Raw genomic sequence first — 23,612 nt, forward strand, 5'->3', positions numbered from 1 at the left:
GCGCGCCTAGGATTTTGAGACCGGTCGGCTGCGCATGCGGGCGACAGTCTCGCGTTCGGCCCGTTTGCATGCCTGTGGGGGTAGTCCACGCAGGATAAGTTCGCTGTCGGCGACAACGAGCCGACCGATTTCCAAGAAGCTCTCTGGCATGCCGCCGCTCCGATGACTGGAGAGGATGACGCCCTCGAGATGCCGGAGTGCGGAATCCCGAGGCAACGGCTCAACCGGAAAGACATCTATGCCAGCACGCACATGGCCGCTCCGGACAGATGCTTCGAGAGATTCGAAGTCGATGATGCCAGCACGGCTCATGACCAGCAGCACTGACCCGCGTTGCATCAGATCCAATTCGCGTTTGCCGATAGAACCTTGGTTTTCGCTGGTCGAACTGGCGAATAGAAACACGACGCGCGACAGACGGAACACGTCATCCAGATCGGACGGAATGCAATCTTGTTCACGCACGCGTCGCTCCGACAGCCATGGATCGAATACGCGAACCTCGCAACGAAAGGGCATCAGCATCCTGCGTAGCGCGCTTCCAAGGTCACCCAACCCGACGATACCCGCTTTTGTCCCGGTCAACAGGAAGCTGCCCCCATTACTCTCAAGGCCCCACTTCTCCGACTTGGAGCGGAACGCCTCGTGAGTCGAGGTAATCTCCCGACAGAGATCGAGCGCCATGCCGAGCGCCGTCTCGGCGACGGAGGTGGCGTAGACCGGGCTCGTGTTGAGAACGTGGATGCCGTGCTGGAAACACCACCCATAGTCTATGTTGGGCAGAAAATTACCTTCGACGTTGAAGATCGCCTTCAACTTGCCCATACGGGCAAGACGCTCGGCAGGTAGGTCGATCTGACCGATGACGATCGCAGCCCGGGCCAAAGCGGCATCGAGTTCCTGGTTGGAAAGGTGCTGGCCGTCAGCGTGCACGCGCACAGTGCCCAACTGCTTCAATCGCGCCATGGCCTCCGGCTCGAAGATCATTGCGAGCGTGCGGGGTTCGGGATCGGCGATGAGGATGAGAGGTCCTTCCGGCATGACCGTCACAGCCCGCAGTCCACCCAATCGCCGGTCGCATTGGACCGTACCGCCGCCTCCACGAACTTAACGCCCTTGGCGCCGTCGACGACAGTGGGATAGGCAAGCAGTCCCTCCGGCACCGTCCTGCCGGCGCGTCGCGCATCAACGGCGACGGCCAGTTCGGTGTAGAGGTTCGCCCAAGCGTCGGTGAGAGCCTCCGGATGACCGCGCGGCATGCGTACGAACCGTGCCGCGGCGGGCAGCATGCCGGCGCCGTAGCCACGGCCTATGATCTGCATCGGCGAATCCTGCGGCGTGAATGACAGAAATTCCGGGTTCTCCTGGTTCCATTCCAGCCCAGCCAATGTACCAAACACACGCAATCGGAGCCCGCATTGAGTCCCCGCGGCTGCCTGCGACACCATCAAGGTGCCCGGCACACCGCCCTCGAAACGCAAGTGCATGAAGGCCGTGTCCTCAAGCGCTTTCGGCTTTCCAGCAACGTGGAAGAGCGCCCTGACCAGCTCGATGTCCCTGCCCGTCGCAAAAGAAGCCAGGTGGGCCGCATGAGTGCCGATGTCACCGACGGTGAATGCATTACCAACCCTGGCTGGATCGAGCCGCCACGGAGGGGTGCCATCTTCATCGGTTAGGTTGAGCGCCCATTCCTGGAAATATTCGACATGCACCTGACGTATCTCGCCCAGCATCCCGGCGCGGATCATTTCACGCGCTTGGCGCACCATGACATGCGAGGCGTAGGCATAGGTCACGCCGAAAACCAGACCGGTATCCTGCTGCCGCCGCACAAGATCGCATGCATCGGCAAGCGTGGTCGTCAGCGGTTTATCGGAAATCACATCGATGCCCGCATCCATAAAGGCCGCCGCCACCGGATGATGAAGATGGTTAGGAGTCGTTATCACAACGGCATCGATCCCGTCCGAACGGCCGGCCTCGCGTGCTGCCATTTCCCGGAAATCCGTGTAGATGCGGTCTTCGGCAAGCATCCATTTGCGACCGGAATCTTTGGCGCGCAAGGGATTGGAGGACAAGGCGCCAGCTACGATCTGCCAGCGCTTTGAAAGCAGCGCGCCATTGGCGTGAACCTCGCCGATGAACGCGCCTTGGCCGCCGCCTACGAAACCCAGGCGAAGCATGCGCGATGGCAGAGGGAAAGCAGTGTCTCGTGGATTTTCGGTCATCGCGTATGCTCCTACAGTCGTCCAGACGAAGAATGGCGGCTCTTGACGGCACAAGAGCCGCCGCCGTGTTTCACTTGTACTGTTCGGCGTTCTCCTTGGTGACCAGAACCGTGCCCGGATCAGTCACCATGGGGACCTGCTTGCCGGCCTTGAGGTCGACCAGCGCCTGGATGCCGAGCGCCGCCATCTTCTTTGGCGCCTGCGCCACCGACGCCGTCAGCTCTCCCGCCAGGATCGAGTTCGCAGCATCCGGATTGGCGTCGTACCCGACCACCATGACGTCCTTCAACTTGGACGCAGCTTTGAGGGCCTCGACAGCGCCAAGCGCCATGTTGTCATTGGAGCCGAAGATGCCTTTTATGTTGGGATTGCCGGCCAGGATCGTTTCCGTAACCGACTGTCCTTTGGCTCGGTCCCAGTCGGCGGGCTGTGCCGCCACCACCTTCATGCCGCAGCCTTCGAGCGCCGCCTTGGCGCCATTGTAGCGGTCAGCGCCGTTCGTCGTGCTCATCACGCCCTGAAGAATGGCGACCTCGGAGCCGGCAGGCAGTTTCTTGCACATAAACTCGCCGCCGAGCTTCCCGCCTGCCAGATTGTCGGTGCCGATGAAGGGAATCTTGTTGGTGCCGGCGCCGTCCACGAAGACCACATTGATGCCGGCGGTCTTGGCTTCATCGACCACCGGAGCCAGGGCCGCCGGATCGGTGGGCGCCAGCGCTATCCCGGCAACCTTCTGCGCGATCAAATCCTCGATCTGGCTGATCTGGGCCTGTACGTCGGTTTCACTGGGCGGCGAGACGACCTGGACGTCGACCCCAAGTTCTTTGCCCTTGGCTTTCGCGCCTTCCTCGAAGGCGGCCCAGTATGGATTGCCGGCCGCCGGTCCTTTCATGCTGACGACATAAGTATCGGCATATGCCGACGCGATCATCGCGCCCAAAGCAATGCCTGCAAGCAATATTTTTCGCATGGATAACCTCCCGGGTTTTTTGTAGGTCTCGCTCGAATATTCACCGGGACGTGGAGACGACCGTCGCCGGAATCGCGAACCGTCAGGTTCGGATGGCTGCCTTTCTCCGCACAACATCGATGTAGACGGCGATGATGATAACGAAGCCAATGAGGATCATTTGCCAGAAGGCGCTGACATTGTTGATGTTGAGGCCGTTGCGCAGCAGCCCCATGATCAGGACGCCCGCAAGAACGCCGAGCACCGTGCCGCGGCCGCCGAAAAAGGAGGCGCCGCCGATGATGACCGCGGCGACCGCGTCGAGCTCGATGCCGATGCCGGCGTTCGGAAAGCCGCTGCCGGTGCGGCCGACGAGGAGCAACCCGGCAAGACCGGCGAAGAAACCGCAGATCATGTAAACGGCGGTCAGCACCCGATCGACATTGACGCCGGACACGCGCGCCGCGTGGGGATTCCCGCCGATGGCGTATATATGACGGCCGGTCGAGGTCCGGTTAAGGAAAAGCCACAGCAGAACCGCACTGATGGCGACGACGACTAGGCTGACGGGCAGACCGGCCGGCGGATTGAAGATGCCAAGTCCCCAATATGAGACGCCCAGGTAGCGTAGTTCCGGCTGAAGTCCCGACACGGGAGCGCCGCCAGTCAGCAGATACGTAAGGCCGCGGCCGATATTGAGCGTGCCCAGCGTCATAATGAAGGGATGAGGCAGCTTGAGCCAGGTCAGCCCAATGCCGTTGGCCCAACCCACGGCAAGGCCCACGACCGGTCCGATGAGGAGGCAGATTGGCCACGGAACGCCGACTCTGCTGGCCATAGCGATACAAACCATGGCGAGCGCCATGGTCGAACCAACCGACAGGTCGATACCGCCTGTGACGATGACGACCAGCATCCCGAGCGCCAGAAGCGCCAGCGAAGCGTTCTGCTTGAGGATGTTGGTCAGGTTCTCCGCCGAGAGGAAGACGTCCGGCTTGATGACGGCGAGAATGGCCATCATGACCAGCACGATCAACACGATGCCGTAAGTCTCCATGAAATGGGAGATCTTCGGGTGGTACAGCGTGCTAGTGGACGCGGTCATGAGCGAGCTCCTCAGTGTGGTTCTTTGTGCCCATGATCCAGCCGATCACCTCGTTGCGGTTCGTGTCGGCGAGCTTGGCGTCGGCGAAGTTTGTGCCCTGGAAGAGTGCCATCACCCGGTCGCAGCAATAAAAGATGTCGTCCATACGATGCGAGATGACGATCACTGCGACGCCGTGCTCCTTTAGCGAGCGGATGAGGTCCAGAACCTTGCCGACCTCCTTGATGGCGAGCGCGGCCGTGGGCTCGTCCATGATGACGAGCTTGGCGTCGAAGGCGGTCGCCCGCGCGATCGCCACGGCCTGACGCTGGCCGCCGCTGAGATTTTCCGTCTGCTGGTCGATGGACTTGACGCTGATCTTGAGCCTGTCGAGGTGCTCCCGCGCCATGGCGCGGGATCTCTCATGGTCGACGATGCGCAAAGGTCCGAACTTTCGGCCCGGTTCGCGACCCAGATAGATATTCTCGTAGATCGGCATGTTTCCGGCGAGCGCAAAGTCCTGGTAGACCATCTCGATACCAAGAAGCCGAGCCTCCTTCGGGCTGGAGAAATGCACCGGCCTCCCCTGGAACAGGAGCTCGCCCTCGCTCGGCGTGTAGAGGCCGGAAAGGATTTTCATGAGCGTGGACTTGCCGGCTCCGTTGTCGCCGACGACACCCAGGACCTCACCGGCATCGACGTGGAAGTTCACGCCACCTAGCGCTGTGATCGCGCCGAAATACTTTGCGATGTTCTTGGCCTCCAGAAGCGGAAGCGGCTTTGCCTCGACAGGATCCAATGGTTTCCTCCTTTATGTCTTATGTCCGCAATCGATGGATCGCGTTTCACTGCGGCATGAGTTTGAGCGAGCGCGCAAACTAATGACGCGGGGAAGGTTTGGCCTAGACCTTCCGTCAATGCTGTTCACGCTTCAGACTCCACTGGCAACCTGCCGCAGGCATCACGCGCACAGTTCCTTTTGTCGGAGCTTCGTGATCTCGAGCAGCGGAGCCGAGGGCCGGGCTCCTGTTCGGTTTCCAGGCGAACCAGCCCTCATAACCGGTTGCAGCCCGGCGTTTCACGATTCGCCTCCAATTGACGAACACCCGCGGAAAGAGGGGGCGCCCTTTCGCCATCCGTATGGTGAACTGGTCGCACAAATAGCGCACGAGCGCCTGCGCCATAGTCGGCCGGGCCATGCCTGTCATGTGATCCTCCCAGGATGCTTTGACTAAACGTACGAAATGACTATTGACAAATCAATATCTATGCAATGATTATTGCAGAAATTCCGACAGAGGAATCATGTCGTTGGTCGCGGCACCGGAGCGCGCAGAAAACTTCTTGTCCGGACGCGGGACGGCGGTCTGGAAAGCATTCCTGACAATGGCCCTCCTCGCCTTCCAAAAGATTGCTAATCTTTTGCAGGCGTTTCGGTCTTGAGGGCATCGACCTCGCGGCGCAGGGCGGGCGAAAGTGATAGCCCTGGTGGGCGAGAACGGTGCGGGACAGTCGACGCCGATGCGTATCGCCGACAGACTCGTGGCGCCGACTTATGGCACGGCAGAGATCGGGGACGCCCCCCGGCAGCCGAGCACGCGGGCACCGCCCACCTCAGACGTTTGAGACGGGCGAACGAGTTGGTTCGAGGTGCTTTGCACCCCGCAATACGCAATTTCTGTTTCAGACTGGAGACTCATCATGCTCAGGATCGGCGTGCTCGGTTGTGGACGCATCGGGCGCATGCATGCGGCGAATGTCGCTGCCCATCCTCGTACGACGCTCGCGGGTGTCTACGATGTGAACCGGGCCGCGGCGACCGACGTGGCCAAGGCTTTGCGCGTGCCGGCGCTGGACTCAGCAGAAGCCATGTTCGCTTCCGCCATTGATGCCATTTTGATTGCCACGGCAACGGACACGCATGTCGCCTATATCGAGCAGGCTATAGCCGCGGGTAAGGCAGTGTTGTGCGAGAAACCGATAGATCTCGACCTGGAGCGGGTCAATCGCTGCGCCGCCAATGTGCGCGGCACGAAGTTGCCAATCATGATCGGCTTCGTCCGCCGCTTCGACCCGGGCCATAGGGCCGTACGGACTGCAATCCAAGGCGGCGAGATCGGGAAACTCCATCAAGTCATCATCACCTCGCGGGATCCCGACATGGCTCCTGCCGCCTACATCGAAGTGTCGGGCGGGATATTGCGGGACATGACGATTCACGATTTCGACCTGGCGCGCTTCATGCTCGACGAGGAACCTGTCGAAGTGTTCGCAACCGGCGCCCGCCTGGTCGATCCGGAATTGATGGAGCGAGCGGGCGACTGGGATACCGTGACCGTCGTGATGAAGACGGCTAGCGGGAAGCAAGCCATCATCAACAATTCCCGTCGGGCCGTCTACGGATACGACCAACGCGTCGAGGCGTTCGGTTCAGGCGGAATGGCGATCTCCGAAAACCGCCGCGCGCACGGTGCCAGGATCTACGGCCAAGGGTTCACGGACAAAGCCGAGCCCTATCTGCATTTCTTCATCGAACGCTACCAGGAGGCCTTCAATGCTGAAATCGACGCCTTTGCCAATGCCGTTGAACGTGGGGAGGCGCCTGCTGTGAGCTTCGAAGACGGACGCCTGGCACTCGTCCTTGCTGAAGCGGCGATGAAATCGATCGCAGAGCGCCGCGTCGTGAACACCAGCGAGATCGGATAACCCCTTCGCGCCCCGACTGGGCAAGGAGCTTGCTGTTTCGGTCGAAATCATCCGCGCCGCTTCGTTCTTGCGACGGGTCATTTTCGTGGGCGATAGCGTGAAGCGCATCGGCGCGCTCGAATGCGATTTCTTTGCCCGCCAGGCGGCAAGCCCACATTCCGCGGACGTCAGCGCATCCTCGAGCGTCGAGCAGATTTTGAGTGAGCCAAGACCACGACATTGCTGGCGAAGGACGAATGCATTGCTGCAGATTGTGCTTGCGCCTCGCTATCCCGGTTTATAGTGCCGCCGGGCCTCGGGATCATCCACCGAATACCCAATCTTCCCAAGATCCTCCCAAGCCTGTTCAGGGATGGCCGCGGCGGCCCAGTCAAGCGTCTGGGCGATCCTTTCGGGTTTTGAAACACCTACCACGGTCGAGGTTATCCGCGGGTCATTTAATGAGAACTGCAGTGCTGCCGCGCCAGGGGCCAGGGAATGCTTTCTGCACAGCGCCTCGATCTGGCGCACAGGTGCGAGCTTTGTTTCATCAATCTCTTGATAGGTTATTCGAGACACCCGCGAACTGCCCTTTGCCAGGACTCCGCCGGCGTACGGAGCCGCATTGAACACAGCTATCCCTCTTTCATTGGCAAGCTCGAAGAGATGACCTGCCGATCGGTTCAAAAGCGTGAAGCGATTGTGGTTGAGCAAGACGTCAAACGGCCTGTCTCTCACGATCGGCAGCATGATATCGAGACGGCCCATTGCCAACCCGACGGCGGTCGCTAGGCCTTCCTCCTTCATCCGAAACAATTCATCGAGCGCACCGCCTGGCCGCGTGATCTCGTCGAGATCGGCGGAATGTTCAGGGTCGTGAAGGTGCAGTATGTGAACGCTGTCGAGACCGAGCGCCAGAAGGCTCTCCTCAAGCGACTTCCTGGCGCGACCGGCGTCGAAGCGGCCTGTACCCATATCCCGGTCTAATTTCGTCGAAAGTACAAATCCTGGAGGCAGACCACCACGCTCCCTGATCACAGTTCCAATCCGCTCCTCGCTACGGCCAAAGCCGTAGTTGCGGGAAGTGTCCATGAAGTTGACCGGGCCGTCGAAAATCGCTCGGATGGTCGCAAGGGCGGTGGCTTCGTCGACGCTATAGCCATAAGTGTCCGGCATCCCGCCGAGAGGAGCTGTTCCGAAACAGATTTCGGTAACTTCCAATCCAGTCCGGCCGATTGGTCTCCGTTTCACCGCCGCCTCCACGTTAGGACTAGCAACAAGAGCGGACTTCGACCCGTTGAGTGTCCACTGTGTTGAAGCCGTGCACGCACCCACATTCGAGCTTGGCAGTTATGCCGGCAGAAACCCTTGGTCCCTGCCGGCATAATATCTCAGGTTCGGGTTCGCACGCCGCTCGAGCGCTGGCTCGCGATCGTCGTCAGCACCGCTGCCACTATGATGACGGCACCGGTCGATGCCTGAACGTAAAAGGACGGAACCTGCGCCAGCGTGAGCAAGTTGTTGATGACGCCAATCAAGAGCACTCCGCTAACAACTCCAACGATTGTCCCTCGGCCGCCGCCAAGACTTACGCCCCCGATCACCGCGGCCGCAAAGGCGGAGAAAATGATCCCCTGTCCTTGGGTTGTCACCGTCGAGTCAAGGCGCCCCGTCATCAGAACACCGGCCAGACCCGCCAAGAGAGCCGCAAAGACAAACGCCGACCAAATGACCCTGTCCACGTTAATGCCGGCGGCCCTCGCGGCGTCTTCATTGCCGCCGATAGCATACAACGCCCGGCCGTAGCGGTGGTAGTGAAAGACCAGGCCGACCACAGCCGCGACCACAATGAAAACGATCACCGAAACAGGAACACCGAACCAACTCTCGGAGCCGAGATAGGTCAGCGCTTTCCCGGGAGAGTAGATCGAACGCCCGTTGGAAATGATCAGCACTCCGCCGCGAAGCAGCACAAGCAGCCCGAGCGTCGAGATGAACGGATTGAGGCCCACCCTGACGACCATGAAACCATTGAAAAGCCCGATCAACCCCGCAGTACCCAGGGCAACGAATAGGCCAGTCCAACTCGGCAACTCCAATCCAAGTCCGCCAGCCGCCGCAGGCACCAGGGTGACGGCTGCCAACATCGGAGCGAAGCCGACAATGCCCTCGAGCGACAGATCCAGTCGACCTATCAGGACGACGAAAGTCAGTCCGATTGTCGTCAGGCCCAGAACGCTCACCTGGTCGAGGATATTCAGCAGATTGGCCGCCGTGGCGAACCGAGGAGCAACGATGGCACCAACGATCACCAGTATGAGAAGGACCGGGTACATTGTATATCCGCCGGCCACAAAGGCGCTTCCATAGGCGGACAGTCGTGACTGTCCGGAATGTTCCTTCTTCGGCGTTGATTTGCTCACGATATCGATGCTCATACGACGCCCTCCATTCGCAGGATTAGATCTTTGATTGTGTATTCACCCACCAGTTCATCAACGACGTGCCCCTCGAACACGATAACGACCCGGTTGGCCAGCTGATCAATTTCGTCTTCCTCGTCCGAGACGACCACAACCCCCAGCCCCTTGCTGGCAAGATCGCGCAACAGCGAATAGAGCTGCTCCTTGGCTCCCACATCGACGCCGCGGGTTGGACTGAGAGCGACGATGACCTCGGGAACTCGACAAAGCGCGCGCGCGAAAACGACCTTCTGCTGATTGCCGCCGCTGAGCTGGCTCACCGCTTGCTCCAGAGACGAAGCAATTACGTTCGTCTGCTGGGCAAGCCGCCCGACATGCGTAGCTTCCTTGCCTTTGCTGATAAAACCCAGCTTGCCGGACAAGACGTCAAGGCCGCCGATCGCTACGTTCTCGCGAACACCCAGAATGCCGACATAGCCGCTGGCATGCCTGTCGGTGGGAACCAGGCCGATAGTGGGTAACTTTCCACCCGGGCTAATCACCTCGCCGCTTTCAGGCCTTTGCTGGCCAGCAAGGACCATTGCGAGCGCTTCCTTCCCGCCGCCTACGGGCCCTGCCAGAGCGACGATCTCGCCCGCCCTTACCTCGAAGTCGATATCCTTTTCCGAAAAACGGTCGAGCCGAATTCCCTTGGCCTGGAGCAGAATAGGCGCTCCATCCGCCATGAGGTCCTGGCGCGTGCTTCGGGCCGTCTTTTCGCCCATCATAAGGTCGGCGATGATCTCTACGTCGAGATGCTCCACAGGCTCGCGTTCCTTCACGACCTTCCCGTCCCTCAAGATCGTGACTGTATCGGCAATCTCGAAAACCTCGTCGAGGTGGTGCGAGATATAGACGAACGAGACGCCCTTGGCTTTGAGCGCCCTCACATGCTCGAACAGAATGCGTTTTTCCGCATTGCTCAAGGCGGCGGTTGGCTCGTCCAGGATCATCACAGGCACACCCCGGCTGAGGGCTTTCATGATCTCGAGCAGCTGTCTCGTCCCGGCGCCCAGCTCCCCTGCCAGCGACCGGGGTTGGATGTCCATATTCCATTCGCTCAGCAGGTCAGCTGCGCGCTCCAGCATCAGCTTGTGGCTCACCACGCCGAACCCTCTGCGGACGAGAGGATTCTCCACAAAAAGGTTCTCCGCCACCGTCAGAAGGTTGAACAGCTGAGGCGTTTGTTGAACGTGGGCAATCAGCTTGCGAATGCTCGGCGCGTAGTTTTGGCCGACCGCTTCTACCTCCACCTCTCCAATTCTGATTGATCCGGTATCGGCCGAGACATATCCGCTCAAGGTGGAAACAAGCGTGCTCTTTCCCGCGCCATTGCGGCCCAACAGGGCGTGAACCTCACCGCGCATGACGGTGAAATTCACGCCGCGAAGAGCCCGGGTCGAGCCAAAGGTCTTGGCGATGTCACGCATCTCGACGATGGGTCGCGCGTTGTCCATGATCTTCGGCTCCACGGCTGGTTCCTCCTGAACTTACTTGCCGACCTTGTTTGCCCAGAGATCAGGTGAATCCACATTGTCGGTTGTCACCAGCGTCGCCTTGAGCTGGTACTGCGGTCCAACGGGTGTATCGATAACCTGGCCGTCGTCACGGGGTCCGATCTCGATCTTGCCACCCTTGGAGACGAGTTCGATCAGGTCGGCCGTCTTGGTCGCATAGGCGCTCAGGGGCTGTGACACCGTCGCGTCGAGGGCTTTGCCGCGGATCAGCTGCAGCCCTTGAGGCGTTCCATCGATTGCTATGCGGATCACTGAGTTCGGATCACCCACCGGAGCGCCCTTGCCGCCGTTGGTGAGCTGGGCATTCACGGCCGATGCCATGAGCTCGGACGCCATGAAGATGCCGCTCAACGAAGGATTCTGGGTGAGGACGTTCTGCGCAGCATCGGCGGCCATGTCGGCAGTCCATTCGGTCGGGCGCTGTATCAGATTCACCTTGGGCGCGAGCTCGTGCAACGTTTTGGAAAAACCATCGGAGCGATCACGGCCGTTGGGTGTGGTCAGGGCGCCCTGCAGCTCGAGCACGATACAGCTGTTGTCGGTCCAGCATGGCTTGGCCTGCAGACGCTTGACCATCTCCTTGGCGCCTTGAACGCCGGCGTCGACATTGTCCGCGCGCACCGTCGCCGTCACTTTGCCGCCCGCGGGAGCATCGTCGATCGAGAAGACGAGGACGTTGGCGTCATTCGCCTTCTTGACCGCGGGAACGATTCCCGCGGCGTCGATGGGAGCGAAGACCAGGACGTTGGCGCCGTTGGCAATCAGGTTCTGGAGCGCATCGACTTCGGCCGCGATATCGCCATTGGGATCAGGAGCACCGACCAGGGTGAAACCCTTTGCATCGAAGGCCTTCTTCGAGAGATCCAGCATCAGGGTCTGGAAATCATCCTTGAGAAACTTCGGGGTAAAACCGATCCTCACGTCCGCAGCCTTGTATTCTGCAAGCGCGGTCCCAGCGGTTATTGCCAGGAACAGCGCGCCGAAAGCCACCGTGCCGGCGGCCCTGCGGCGAGAAATGGGGAGAGTTGGAAATTTCATTGATTCCTCCTTTTGTTGCGCGGTCCGACCGCCCGTTGAGCCGGGCTTGACGCCGCTTAGGCCTTCTGTGCTCACCACAGAAAGGTTCTACCTTGCGATGAGACACCGTTCGCGATGTCGTCACCCGCAAATGCCATTGCAGTGCCTGCCTGGCCGCACTGAAAGAGCCCTGCTGGAGAAGTCGGGAGTGAGGGCACGCTTTCGCGGTTCTCCTTCGACCGTGATCGCAAGGAAGGCACAGCCAAGATGCCCGGCGCCATGGTCGGCCAGTCTCGGTCATTTCCCCACACGGCGATCCGTGCGAGCCCATACCTCACCAAACTCCACTCCTCCACTGCGCGGATCTTTCATCCTCCTGCAGATCCGCGGCTTAGTGCTTTATCCAGCCACTTCGGAGACACGCACCAAACGTCGCTCTTTCATGGATTTGTAAGCCGCTTCCGCCAGGATGAGCGCGCGGCGCCCATCTTCGAAACTAGCCAGCGGAACGGCGCCTTTCTCCACACAGTCCACGAACCCATCGATCTCCGCCGTGAAGGCTTCCTGGTAGCGCTCAAGAAAGAAGAACTGGTACGGCTGGCTCGCCTCGGCGGCCGTGCTGGTAAAGCGGCGCAATTCGTGAGGTTTGCGGTTGTCCGAAAGCAGCATGCCCGCGCTTCCGATCAGCTCAACGCGCTGATCGTAGCCGTAGACCGCAGTGCGCGAGTTGTTGATGTGGCATTGCTTGCCCGACGCAGTCCTCAGGATGAACATTGCACTGTCAACTTCATCGAGTTCCTTTCCGAGGGCCGGATCGATGAGTGCATTGGCAAGAGCGAAGACCTCGGTTGGCTCTTCGCCGAGCATGAAGCGAGCCAAATCGAAGTCGTGGATCGTCATGTCGCGGAATAGCCCGCCCGCAGCCTCCAAATAGGCTTTCGGTGGCAACGCGGGGTCGCGTGACGTGATAATGACCTGGTGCAGTTCGCCTATATCGCCAGCCAGCATCGCCGTTCGCGCTGCACTGTGCCCGGGATCGTAACGACGGTTGAAGCCGAGTTGGATCGGGATTTTGGTCTCACCGATCTTGGCGACGCACGCCTCGACGCGGGCGAGGCTAAGGTCGATCGGCTTCTCGCAGAGAACCGCTTTGCCCGCAGCGATTGCCATTTCTATGTAATCGGCATGGGTGGGTGTCGCGGTAGCGATCAGAACGGCATCCACCGCGTCGGACGCGAAAATCTCCTCTGCGCTGGCCGCAGCCTTGACGCCTTGGGCCGCCGCGACCCTTTCGGCCGCCTCTGAATTGACATCAAATACCGCCGCCAACTTGGATCGGGGATGCCGCGCGACATTGGCAGCATGCATTTGACCAATTCGGCCACAGCCGAGCACGGCGATACGCAACATCAATTTCCTCCCTACGGCCCGTCATGCGGGTCGAGCACCATTCCTTGCGTGCACGTGCAAAATATCTTGCATTTTCGCATGTGTGTCAATACAAATTCCGCATTGATTTCTTCTGCAAATTTCATTGCAGTTCTGAGGAGCGTTGAAAAATGAACAGTGTCGATGGGAAATTCGCGGTTGTGACGGGCGGCACGCAGGGGTTGGGTGCTGCGATCGCCATGCATTTCGCAGATGCGGGCGCGGCCGGAATTGTCACCTGTGGGCGCAACGCCGATAAGGGCAGCGCTGTCGCTAAAGCGATTGAGGCTAAAACAGGCTGCGTCGTCCGCTTTGTTCAGGCCGACCTGGCAAGCGTGGCCGATTGCAGGGCGGTGATCGAGGCCGCGGATACGGCCTTTGGGCGCGTCGATGTCCTGGTGAACGCCGCCGGCCTTACGGACCGCGGCGACATCCTCAACACGAGCGAAGAGCTTTTCGACCGGATGTTCGCGATCAATACGCGCGCTCCCTTCTTCTTGATGCAGGAGGCAATTCGGCGGATGGTCCGAGACAATATCGAAGGAGCGATCGTCAACATTGGCTCTACCTCGGCGCTAGCCGGGCAGCCGTTTATCGCGTCCTACTGCGCCTCCAAGGGTGCTCTTGCCACACTTACCCGCAACACGGCGTTTGCAACAATGCGGAACAAGATCCGGGTCAATCAGCTGAACATCGGCTGGATGGCTTCGGACGGCGAGGACCGCATCCAGCGCGAGTATCATGGCGCGGACGCAAACTGGCTCGAAAAGGCTGCGGCCGAACAACCTTTTGAGCGGCTTCTGGCTCCCGCGGAAGTGGCCAAGGCGGTCACCTTTTTGGCTTCGGAAGATGCCGGGATGATGACTGGCTCTGTAATCAATTTCGATCAGTCAGTCTGGGGCGCCTACCCCTTCGCACCTCCGACCCCGGTCTCGAAGCTGACGATCTAGAGGGCCGACGGCCACTGAAGCGCGGAACCGTTTCAGTCGACAATCGATCCCTTACCGCAGAATGGTTCAGTCAATCAGAAGATGGCGCAATTGAAGCGAGTGAAGACCTGGCTTTGCGTCATGCGATTGACAGGTTGAACGCCCTGCTGCGCCATCCTTATGCACTCGACGGACAGCGCGACTTCGCGATCGAAGTCATGACCGATCGTCACGTCCATGATGCCCCGCTCGAGCAACGACCGCGAGTTCGTGTTCAACTCATGGCCGATAAACACGATCGAATGACTGAGACCTTCAGCTTCAAGCGCGCGCCCAACTCCCAGGTTGGCGCCTGAAACATTGTAGATAGCCGCCGGGGGCCCGCTCTTTGCTATGTATCGCCGGACAGCCTCATAGATGACCTCAATGCTCTCGTTGGAGCTCACCCTTTCATCAATGGCTAGGGTGGAGAATTCTGTTCGCAGAACGTGTCTGAACCCCTGCTCGCGATCCTGCTGGCAGCGAAATGGCACGCTGCACACAAACAGGACTTTGCCGGCTGTCCCACGTGGGAGCATTCGACCACATAGCCAGGCCGCCGTAGCCCCCGATACATACTGATCCGAGCCGACGTAGGCTGCCCTTCCCGACAAGGGAAGATCGGTGGTCAGGCAGATCACCGGGAGGCCCCGTCCCGTGGCCGCCCTCACGGCATCGTTGATTGCCGGGTGCTCTCTGGCGACCAGAATAATGCCATCCGACTTTTCGGCCGCGCTCTTAATCCGGCGCGCGAATTCCTCAGGTTCGACAGCGTGTGAGACATGGGATTCTGTTTCAATTTCGATCGACGGGTTTTGCGCGCTGAAGGTCTTCGCGGCGGCTTCCGCGGCCTCGTTGAACGATCGTCCGGAATCGGCGAGAAGATAAAGACGCAGCGGCTTTGAAATCTCGGGCAGCGAAATCCCGCCGGCGCCTGAGTGTCTGGCGTCCACCATCGACTTGGACAAATGTTGTTGCAGAATCGATTGAAATTCGCGGTAGCCGGAAAATCCCAAAGTCTGGACGAATCGCACCACGCTCGATGCGTTCACCCCGCAGCGACTGGCGACCTCGGAACTTGACAGGAGCGCCGTCTCACCAAGGTTCGCGATGAAGAAATTCGCCACGCGCCGTCCGCCCTTACCCATACTGCCTTGAGCCGAATTCAAAGTGGTCATCAGCTCGCTGGCAGATTGAGGCTTTGATCGCGAAAGCAGCATGATCGATCCTTTTCGGGACGACAATACTGGAACTTTGCGATTACGCAATATTCCTTGCGAAAGCGCACGAGATCATTAATTATGGCCTTAGGCTGTTGCTCGGATGAGGTGATCTGTCGGCGGCCAAGTTCGGCGCGCCCTATAAGTCCCCGGTTAGGAATTGGGCGCGCCCGAATCCGAAGCTCCAACCATCATCGCGATTCTCAACACAGGAGACCATGAGGTCCACAGGTGCAACGCCGCAGCGTTGTCCAAGATTTTCGAGAAGCGACGCGTAAAACCGCTCCTTCATTTGCTGGCTTCTTGGCCGAGTCGTCACATGGATCAGGACCCGGCTATCTGTTCGCTCAAAGCCAAGATCGGTATCCTCCATGAGCAAATGCGATGGCTCGTGCTCGTGCAGAATTTGATAACGGTCCCGCACAGGTACCTCAAAAGCTTCGACCATTGAGTCATGTATCGCCTGCAACAGCGTGGCTGTTTGATCTTCGCTCCTGCCTTTGACTACATGAATATTGAGCAAGGGCATGGTCTCTCCTTTCGAAGTTTTATCGAACATGCTGCTGATGGCCGCGCGCTCGTCGCCTTCTTTTCCGAGGCTACAGGCAGGCCGGCATGGGAACGGCCGCGACCCGCTTGACCTGCCAGCATTCCGTCCACAGCCCAGAATTCATTGCCTACCAAACACGGCAAGCGCGGCCGAGCGAAGGCGGTTTAGCCGCCGCCCGGGGCGCCACATTCGAGATCGCCTTCAAGCCGTGCTGACCCAGCGCCCTCCAGTTGCCGAGGCATGGATCGCTTCGACCAGTTCCTGGATGCGCTGTCCGGAGCGAAAGCTGAATGGCTCGGGACGAACCCCGGCAATGGCTGCGAGAAACAGCGCGATCTCGATGGCCTTGAGATCGTTGAAACCAAGCTGATGGCCGGGCGCCACGCAAAACAGCCCATAGGGCGGATGATCAGGTCCGGCCTCGATACGACGGAAGCCGCGAACGCGACCGGCTTCCGCGGTGGTGTAGAATTGCAGTTCGTTGAAGCGCTCCTGGCTGAAGGTCAGCGCCCCCTTCGAGCCGTAAATCTCGAAATCGTGCTGCATCTTGCGGCCGGTCGCCACCCAACTCGCCTCGATGCTGCCGGTGGCGCCATTGGCAAAGCGCAAGAACGCGCGACCGATATCGTCGACCTCGACATTGGTACGGCCGCCCTTGCCGTCGGGACGACTGTTGATGACGGTGACCGCGTCGCCAAGAACGCGCTCTATCGGGCCGACCAGGAACTCGGCGGTCGCCAAGGCATGACTGCCGAGATCGGCCAGCGCACCGCCACCTACCGGGTCGTGGCGGAAGGTGAAGGGACCTTCCGCATCGCCCATGTAGTCTTCGGCGTGAATCCCGCGATAGCTGCGGATTTCGCCAAGCTCGCCGGACGCGATGAGTTCACGGGCTAGCGCCATCATCGGATTGCACAGATAGTTGAACCCGACCTGCGTGCGCACGCCGGCAGACACGGCAGCGTTTGCCATCTCGGCGGCCTCTGCAGCGCGCGGTGCAAGCGGCTTCTCGCAATAGACATGCTTGCCGGCCGCGATCGCGGCCAGCGCCATCTCGCGGTGAAACGCGTTTGGCGCGGTGATGTCGACGAGATCGATATCCGGATCGCCGACAAGTCGGCGCCAATCGCCGGTAGCGTTCTTGAAGCCGAGTGTACGCGCGGCTGCGCTGGCAAGTTCTTCGGTGCGGTCCGCGACGGTATGAAGCTCAAGCTCGAATGGCAGATCGAAAACACGTTCCGCCGCGGCAAAGCCAAAGGAATGGGTTTTGCCCATGAAGCCGGTGCCGATCAGCCCGATTTTCAGCTTGGGTTTTTCATTCCCCATTGATCTCGGCCCCATTGACGACGAGCGTAGGATCAATCTTGCCCTCGAAGAAATCGAGGACGTTCTTGACCGAGGAAATAGCCATGCGTTCGCCGCATTCGACCGTAAGGCCCGCAATGTGCGGCGTCAGGATGACCTGGTCCATCGCCAGCAACTGGTCATCGGCCGCCGGCGGCTCACTGTCAAAGACATCAAGCCCGGCGGCCGCTACACGACCGGCAAGCAGTGCTTCAATGAGCGCAGCCTCGTCGACCACGCCGCCGCGTGCGGTGTTGATCAGGATGGCGCCACGCTTCAGGTATCGGAATTCACGGGCGGCGATGAGCGGACTGTTACTCTTGGGGGCATGCACCGAAATCGCGTCCGCCCAGCCCAGCGCTGTATCAAGGTGGCTGATGGAGGAGACAGGACCCTCCGGCCAACCGAGCTTTTCGAGAAACGGGTCATAGGCCGCGACCTGCATGGAAAAACCGGCGGCCATACGGGCAAGATGCCGACCGATCCGGCCGTAGCCCAGAATGAGCAGTCGCTTGCCCGCTAGTTCCGACGCTTCAAGCTTGTTGCGCCAGTTCCAGCCATTTTCGCGAACGGCCCGATCGGCGCGCAGCGTGCGCTTCGCGGCCGCCAGCAGCAGCATCATGGCATGCTCGGCCACGGAGACGGAATTGACGTCGCCAACGACGGCAAGCGCGATTCCGCGCTTATTAAGCGCCGGCAGGTCGACGGAGTCGTAGCCGACCCCATGCCGCGAGACGATACGGAGGTTTTGCGCCTTCTCGACGGTGGGAGCGGACAGTGGTTGGGTTCGAATGACCAGTCCATCGGCCCTGCCGATGAGCGAAGCATAGCCGGGCTCGGAAACCTCCTCGACGTAGTCGTAGGTTACTCCTGGAGTCTCGTCGAGCAGGGCGATCCCGCTCGGATGCAGTTTGCCGGCGATGAGAACGTGCGGCATCAATAGCCTCCCTTGGCGTCGTCAGCCTTAGTGAGCGCTCCGGCCGTCAGTGCCCGGAAACGCTTCACAGCGGCGTCGGCGGCGCCGGCGAGCAGCCGCACGTCGTTGGAAACTGTGGTCATGTCGAAGCCCCATGCCACGGCGCGGCCGGCATATTCCGGAGTACCGCAATGCAGCGCGGCGCGAATACCGTGATTGTGGCAGGCCCGCACAATCGCTTGCAGAGCCTCGATCATGTCCGGTTCTTCGCGATCGAAAGCAGGAGGCAGGCGACCGCCGTGCAGGCTGAAGGTTAGATCAGCCGGCCCGACATAGATGCCGTCGAGCCCCGGCGTGGCCGCGATCGCATCGAGATTAGCCATAGCGTCCGCGGTTTCGACCATCGCGAAGGCGAGGATTTCGCCATTGGCTTCCGCCGCATAGTTCGCACCGACGGCGAAATTGGCGCGGGTTGGCCCGAAGGAGCGCTGACCCGCCGGCGGATAGCGCACACAGGAGACAAATCGTGCAGCTTCCTCCGCGGTGTTGATCATCGGGCAGATGATCCCGTAGGCGCCGGCGTCCAGCGCCTTCATGATGATGCCCGGCTCGAGCCAGGGGACGCGCACCAGCGGGGTGACGCCCGAGGCGCGCATGGCCTGCAGCATGGGCAGCATGGCGTTGTAGTCGAGCGCACCGTGCTGCAGGTCGATGCCGATGCTGTCATAACCTTGCGCGGCCATGATCTCGGCGGTGAACGAGTTGCCTATCGACAGCCAGCCATTGATGGTCGGACGGCCGTCGGCCCAGAGCTTTTTGAGAGTATTGGGGATCATGGCGCAGTCCTTAGAAAACGACCTGGGCAAGCTTGGTATCGAGGTAGTCCTTGATCGACTCGATGCCCCCTTCCCTGCCCATGCCCGAGAAATTGGTGCCGCCGAAGGGTGCCTCCGAGGCCGCAAGCGCGAAGCTATTGATGCCGACCATTCCGGCCTTCAGTTCGGCAACCGCCCGGCGCGCGCGCTTCGGGCTTTGTGTGAACGCGTAGGCCGAAAGCCCCATGTCGGAGGTGTTGGCGCGTTGCAGCGCCTCGTCGTCGCTGGAAAAAGAGGTGATTGCCGCCACCGGCCCGAAATTCTCTTCGGCGAAGACCGCCATGTCGTCGCTGACGTTGGTCAGCACCGTGGGCTCGAAGAAATGCCCGGCATTGAAAGCCGCCGCACGGCGGCCGCCGGCGGCGATCGTGGCCCCTTGCCGTTCGGCCTCCGCGACCACGGCCTCAATGTCTGACAGCCGCTTGCCGTTGATGAGCGGTCCCATCTGCACCGAGGCATCGAGACCGTCACCGAGCTTCAGCGACTTGGCCCGGGAGACGAAGCCCTCGACGAATTTGTCATGCAGGCTTTCATGGATGAAGAAGCGGTCGGGCGTGACGCAGACCTGTCCGGCATTGGCATATTTGGTCGGTACCGCCACACCGAGCGCGGTTTCGAGATCGGCATCGTCGAAGACGATCAGCGGCGCGTTGCCCCCCAATTCCATTGAAACCTTTTTGACGGTGTCGGCAGCATCGCGGATCATCTGCTGACCGACCCGCGTGGAGCCGGTCAGGGAGACTTTCCGGACTACTTTCGAGGCCATGATCGGCGTGTAAGTGGCTTCCGTGGGGCCGACGAGCAGGCTGACTGCGCCCGCAGGCAGGTGGCCTGCTCGCATGCAGTCGACCATGACCATGGCCGTGCCCGGGGTCTGGCTCGAAGGACGCACCACGATCGAGCAGCCGGCGGCCAGGGCCGGCGCGACCTTGCGGGCCACCAACGCTGCGGGGAAATTCCAAGCCGTGAAGGCCGCGGCGACGCCGACAGGCTCATGCAGTACCTCGAAGCGGCCGCTGGGGACACGGCTCTCGATGACACGCCCGTAGATGCGACGCGCTTCCTCGGCATGCCAGCGGAATTGATCGACCGAGAGAGCCCATTCCCGCTCCGACTGCGCCAGCGGCTTGCCGGTCTCGCTGGAGATCATCCGCGCCCCTTCGTCCTTGCGGCGCAGCATTTCGTCGGCAATCCGATGCAGAGCATCGGCCCGCTCGAAGGCGGATTTTGCTTTCCATGAACGAAACCCCCGTTGGGCACTTTCGAGTGCGTCGCGAGTGTCTTCCCCATTGGCGCACGCGACCTCGCCGAGCGCCCTTTCGGTGACCGGACTAAATACCGGGGTTAGGCCTCCCCCGCCCGTTGAGTGCCAGGCTCCATCAATGAAAAGTCCGTAGTCGCCATACATCTGAGCATCCTGAAAACAGCACGAGACACGCCACGCAGACAGCGCGGCGATCACAAGATTTCGGCATTGCGGGATGGGTGTTTCACTCCGTTCGGAGCAGCCTCCGGCAGCGCTGATCCTCGGCATGTCCGATGGATCGCGTGCCCTGCGCGCGTTGGCGCAGTCCTCCCTAAAACCGTATTGCAATAATCATTGCAGTATCTATTGATTTGTCAATAGACATTTCATAATAGATCGCAACGCAGCCATTTGCGTTCCCTCGGGAAGGAGAAATCAGAGCATGAAAGCCAGGCTTGGCATCGCGCCGATCGCGTGGTGGAACGACGATCTTGCCGAACTGAGTGGCGACATTTCGCTCGAGGGATGCCTCGCAGAAGCGCGGGAGGCTGGCTTTTCCGGCATGGAAACCGGACGCCGCTTCCCGATGGATGCCGGCATTCTCGGACCGATCCTCGACACCTATGGCATGAAAGTCTGCGGCGGCTGGTTCTCGGGCCTGCTGCTCGATGGCGATATCGCCCGCGAGAAGGACCGCATTGCCGAACAGATGACGCTGTTCAAAGCACTGGGCGCACCCTGCATCGTCTATGGCGAGACCGCGGGCACGATCCAGGGCGACCGTTCGGCGCCGCTCATCACCCGTCGTCGCCTGAGCGAAGAGGAAATCAAGGCATACAGCCGCAAGATGACCGCTTTCGCCGAATGGTGCGCTGACCAGGGCATGCCGATCGCCTACCATCACCACATGGCCGCACCGATCGAATCCGAACAGGACGTGGACCTGTTGATGAAGCACTCTGGTGAGGCGCTACCCCTCCTCTACGATGCCGGCCACATGGCCTTTGCCGGCGGCGACGTGCTGCGGGTCATTGATAATCATCATCGTCGCATCAGCCACGTTCATACCAAGGATGTGCGCCAGCCCGTCATCGACGGGTTGGATCGCTCCCGCGAAAGCTTCCTCGACGCGGTCGTCAAGGGCGCCTTCACTGTGCCCGGCGATGGTTCGCTCGACTTCGAGACCATCGTCAAGCGGCTTGCCGCCCACGGCTATGAAGGCTGGTTCGTAGTCGAGGCGGAGCAGGACCCGATCAAGAACCCGCCGCTGGAAATGGCCAAGATCGGCCATCGTGAGCTCCTGCGCGTCATGGCACTGGCGGGTTATACCGTCGAGGGCTGACCCATAAACAGGATGGACGGAACGATTTGTGGTGTTACCGGTTCCACCCAAGGTCTAGGCGTCGCCATCTCACCCCGTCTGGCCGATGCCAACGGCAGGGACCTCATCACGCTGGCACGAAACAAGCCAAAGGGCCGGGCGATGGCCGAGATCATCCCGCGCGAGACCCGCGTGAATCAAAAGGGCAAGATGACCGGTTGTACGTCACCGGGAGAGGCATAACCGGGTTCTTCGGCATTACCTAGTCGCGGCGGAACAGGTGGCTACGAATTTATGGACGTTACCCGAGTTGGCCTTGTGGATGGTCGTTTGACAATGGCTCGCCAGACCGTCTTGCCGAGGAAGCTTGTATGATCCAAGCAGCACGGGGGCCTGCGGGCCGGCAACCAGACCAAAGTTCTCCCATTCGATATATTCACACCCGAGAATATCTGGACGTTGTGATTTCCATTACGGTCGACCTAGTGGATGAATTCAGACGCTTGGTACCCACCCTGTAGGTCTCCTAAGGGTGGTTTTCTGCCGTCCGTCCCATCGATCAGAACGAGCAAGGAGCGCCATGAAGGGGTCGTTTCGGTAGCCAAGTGTCTGATCCGCTTTGGAGCGGGCAGCATCGAGATTTGAGGCCAGCGGTCTCCAACTATAAGGTTGGCACCAGTTCGTAAGGACGGGTAGAATATTGGATGTCGTGGAAACTCGATGAGAACGTGCAAACATCTGCGGGCACGGTCGCAACGGGTCGACTTGGTTGCGGTCCTGCACTCGTGCTGGCCCACGGCTGGCCGTGGTCTTCGTTTTCATGGCACCGGATTATTCCGGACCTTGCAAGCCGGTATCGTGTTCACTGGTACGACATGCCTGGATACGGCCGATCCGACAAAAGCGCGGAGCAGCGCACGTCGCTCGATGTGCAGGGAAACATCTTCGCCGAGATGCTTTCTCATTGGGGGCTCGTGCGACCAATGGTCGTTGCGCATGACATGGGTGGGGCGACGACGCTGCGGGCACATTTGCTGCATGGCTGTGAATTCGATCGATATGTTCTGATGAATGTCGTCGCGATGCGCCCCTGGGGATCGGAGTTCTTTGATCACGTCGGTCGCCACGTGGATGCCTTTCTGGGCTTGCCTCCGCATATCCACAGAGCGGTCGTGGAGGCCTACATCAAGGGCGCGATTGTGAACAAGATCGGTTCTAGGGACTTCGAAAAGCTTGTCGAGCCGTGGCTTTCCGAAGACGGGCGACAAAGCTTCTACCGGCAATTCGCGCAAGCCGACGAAAAGTACACCGCAGAAGTCGAACCAATGTTCGGGGATATTCGCTGTCGGGTAGAGATCATCTGGGGCGAGGACGATCCGTGGATTCCGCTGGAGCGAGGCAAAGCGCTCCATGCGCTGATCCCGCAGGCATCATTCGAAACACTGCCGGGCGTCGGCCATCTGCCTCAGCTTGAAGCTCCGGAAATGATGCTGGGGCGGCTGAACGCATTTTTATCACGCCGAGCCGAAGACTGATGAAGGGATCGAATCTCGGGTTGGACGGCAACTTTACCTCGCTCTCTTCAATGTCTGCTTCGCGCCGCTTGCGTCTCATTTAAGGCCGGCTGGCGAACGCCGGTAACGGGTCGGAAGCAGGCATTTAGCAGGGTATCAAGCGTCTGATTTTATCCACTAGTGATAGACGTCTTTTCCATCCTCACGCGGTCTGCAGCTCCGCCTGTCCGGTCTTGGCGCCGGTGATGTAGGCGACGATGTCGTTGCCGTCGGTATCCTGTTTGCGCA

General features: G+C 60.2%; 21 protein-coding genes. 4 read left to right on the forward strand and 17 right to left on the reverse strand.

The genetic code is table 11. The features are described from left to right. Window positions 1-6: 6 nt before the first annotated feature. From FJ424_RS05855 to FJ424_RS05880, 6 genes are all read right to left on the reverse strand, one after another. Window positions 7-1,041 carry a hydroxyacid dehydrogenase gene (locus tag FJ424_RS05855; protein ID WP_140659040.1) on the reverse strand — a complete coding sequence of 345 codons (1,035 nt, stop codon included), beginning with the start codon at window positions 1,039-1,041 and terminating at the stop codon, window positions 7-9. Between the two features lie 5 nt (window positions 1,042-1,046). Then, a complete protein-coding gene (locus tag FJ424_RS05860) occupies window positions 1,047-2,228 on the reverse strand; it encodes a Gfo/Idh/MocA family oxidoreductase (RefSeq protein ID WP_140659011.1) in 1,182 nt (393 codons plus the stop codon). 70 nt (window positions 2,229-2,298) lie between these two features. Next, entirely contained in the window at window positions 2,299-3,198 is a 900-nt protein-coding gene (locus tag FJ424_RS05865) for a sugar ABC transporter substrate-binding protein (protein ID WP_140659010.1), read from the reverse strand. Between the two features lie 82 nt (window positions 3,199-3,280). Then, entirely contained in the window at window positions 3,281-4,282 is a 1,002-nt protein-coding gene (locus FJ424_RS05870; RefSeq protein ID WP_140659009.1) for an ABC transporter permease, read from the reverse strand. Further along, window positions 4,266-5,060, reverse strand: a complete 795-nt coding sequence (locus tag FJ424_RS05875; RefSeq protein ID WP_140659008.1) for an ATP-binding cassette domain-containing protein — start codon at window positions 5,058-5,060, stop codon at window positions 4,266-4,268. The genes FJ424_RS05870 and FJ424_RS05875 overlap by 17 nt, the downstream gene beginning before the upstream one ends. Window positions 5,061-5,175: 115 nt before the next feature. Beyond that, window positions 5,176-5,469: a hypothetical protein gene (locus tag FJ424_RS05880; RefSeq protein WP_140659007.1), complete on the reverse strand. Its 294-nt coding sequence runs from the start codon at window positions 5,467-5,469 to the stop codon at window positions 5,176-5,178. Window positions 5,470-5,959: 490 nt separating this feature from the next. Here FJ424_RS05880 and iolG (FJ424_RS05890) point away from each other — a divergent pair, with 490 nt between their 5' ends. Beyond that, the gene (gene iolG / locus FJ424_RS05890; RefSeq protein ID WP_210239396.1) at window positions 5,960-6,967 is read left to right on the forward strand and encodes an inositol 2-dehydrogenase; all 1,008 of its coding nucleotides are present in this window, start codon (window positions 5,960-5,962) and stop codon (window positions 6,965-6,967) included. Window positions 6,968-7,234: 267 nt separating this feature from the next. On the opposite strand, the gene FJ424_RS05895 is transcribed toward iolG (FJ424_RS05890), so the two are convergent. The 5 genes from FJ424_RS05895 to iolG (FJ424_RS05915) form a co-directional block, all read right to left on the reverse strand. Beyond that, the gene (locus FJ424_RS05895; protein ID WP_140659004.1) at window positions 7,235-8,197 is read right to left on the reverse strand and encodes an aldo/keto reductase; all 963 of its coding nucleotides are present in this window, start codon (window positions 8,195-8,197) and stop codon (window positions 7,235-7,237) included. 140 nt (window positions 8,198-8,337) lie between these two features. Continuing rightward, window positions 8,338-9,384, reverse strand: a complete 1,047-nt coding sequence (locus FJ424_RS05900; protein WP_140659003.1) for an ABC transporter permease — start codon at window positions 9,382-9,384, stop codon at window positions 8,338-8,340. Then, window positions 9,381-10,880, reverse strand: coding sequence for a sugar ABC transporter ATP-binding protein (locus tag FJ424_RS05905; RefSeq protein WP_140659002.1), 1,500 nt, complete (start codon window positions 10,878-10,880; stop codon window positions 9,381-9,383). Before FJ424_RS05905 ends, FJ424_RS05900 begins: the two co-directional genes overlap by 4 nt. A gap of 18 nt (window positions 10,881-10,898) precedes the next feature. Next, the gene (locus tag FJ424_RS05910; RefSeq protein WP_140659001.1) at window positions 10,899-11,963 is read right to left on the reverse strand and encodes a sugar ABC transporter substrate-binding protein; all 1,065 of its coding nucleotides are present in this window, start codon (window positions 11,961-11,963) and stop codon (window positions 10,899-10,901) included. A gap of 378 nt (window positions 11,964-12,341) precedes the next feature. Beyond that, window positions 12,342-13,355: an inositol 2-dehydrogenase gene (gene iolG / locus FJ424_RS05915; protein WP_210239392.1), complete on the reverse strand. Its 1,014-nt coding sequence runs from the start codon at window positions 13,353-13,355 to the stop codon at window positions 12,342-12,344. A 146-nt stretch (window positions 13,356-13,501) separates the two neighbouring features. On the opposite strand from iolG (FJ424_RS05915), the gene FJ424_RS05920 reads away from it, so the two are divergent. Then, window positions 13,502-14,320, forward strand: coding sequence for an SDR family oxidoreductase (locus FJ424_RS05920; RefSeq protein ID WP_140658999.1), 819 nt, complete (start codon window positions 13,502-13,504; stop codon window positions 14,318-14,320). 74 nt (window positions 14,321-14,394) lie between these two features. Here FJ424_RS05920 and FJ424_RS05925 read toward each other — a convergent pair whose 3' ends face one another. The 6 genes from FJ424_RS05925 to FJ424_RS05950 all read right to left on the reverse strand — a co-directional run bounded on the left by FJ424_RS05925 (window position 14,395) and on the right by FJ424_RS05950 (window position 20,705). Next, on the reverse strand, window positions 14,395-15,558 hold the full coding sequence (locus FJ424_RS05925; protein WP_140658998.1) for a substrate-binding domain-containing protein: 1,164 nt from the start codon (window positions 15,556-15,558) through the stop codon (window positions 14,395-14,397). Between the two features lie 139 nt (window positions 15,559-15,697). After that, the gene (locus FJ424_RS05930) at window positions 15,698-16,087 is read right to left on the reverse strand and encodes a tautomerase family protein (protein WP_140658997.1); all 390 of its coding nucleotides are present in this window, start codon (window positions 16,085-16,087) and stop codon (window positions 15,698-15,700) included. Between the two features lie 222 nt (window positions 16,088-16,309). Beyond that, window positions 16,310-17,434, reverse strand: coding sequence for a Gfo/Idh/MocA family oxidoreductase (locus FJ424_RS05935; protein ID WP_140658996.1), 1,125 nt, complete (start codon window positions 17,432-17,434; stop codon window positions 16,310-16,312). Beyond that, on the reverse strand, window positions 17,424-18,389 hold the full coding sequence (locus FJ424_RS05940; protein WP_140658995.1) for a hydroxyacid dehydrogenase: 966 nt from the start codon (window positions 18,387-18,389) through the stop codon (window positions 17,424-17,426). Before FJ424_RS05940 ends, FJ424_RS05935 begins: the two co-directional genes overlap by 11 nt. Then, entirely contained in the window at window positions 18,389-19,204 is an 816-nt protein-coding gene (locus FJ424_RS05945; RefSeq protein ID WP_140658994.1) for an aldolase/citrate lyase family protein, read from the reverse strand. The genes FJ424_RS05940 and FJ424_RS05945 overlap by 1 nt, the downstream gene beginning before the upstream one ends. Before the next feature lie 10 nt (window positions 19,205-19,214). After that, entirely contained in the window at window positions 19,215-20,705 is a 1,491-nt protein-coding gene (locus tag FJ424_RS05950; RefSeq protein WP_246677154.1) for an NAD-dependent succinate-semialdehyde dehydrogenase, read from the reverse strand. Between the two features lie 226 nt (window positions 20,706-20,931). Here FJ424_RS05950 and iolE point away from each other — a divergent pair, with 226 nt between their 5' ends. Next, entirely contained in the window at window positions 20,932-21,831 is a 900-nt protein-coding gene (iolE, locus tag FJ424_RS05955) for a myo-inosose-2 dehydratase (RefSeq protein WP_140658993.1), read from the forward strand. A 683-nt stretch (window positions 21,832-22,514) separates the two neighbouring features. After that, the gene (locus tag FJ424_RS05960) at window positions 22,515-23,345 is read left to right on the forward strand and encodes an alpha/beta hydrolase (RefSeq protein WP_140658992.1); all 831 of its coding nucleotides are present in this window, start codon (window positions 22,515-22,517) and stop codon (window positions 23,343-23,345) included. Window positions 23,346-23,612 lie beyond the last annotated feature (267 nt).

It is taken from the genome of Mesorhizobium sp. B3-1-8 (genome assembly GCF_006439495.1).
Lineage (GTDB): Bacteria > Pseudomonadota > Alphaproteobacteria > Rhizobiales > Rhizobiaceae > Mesorhizobium.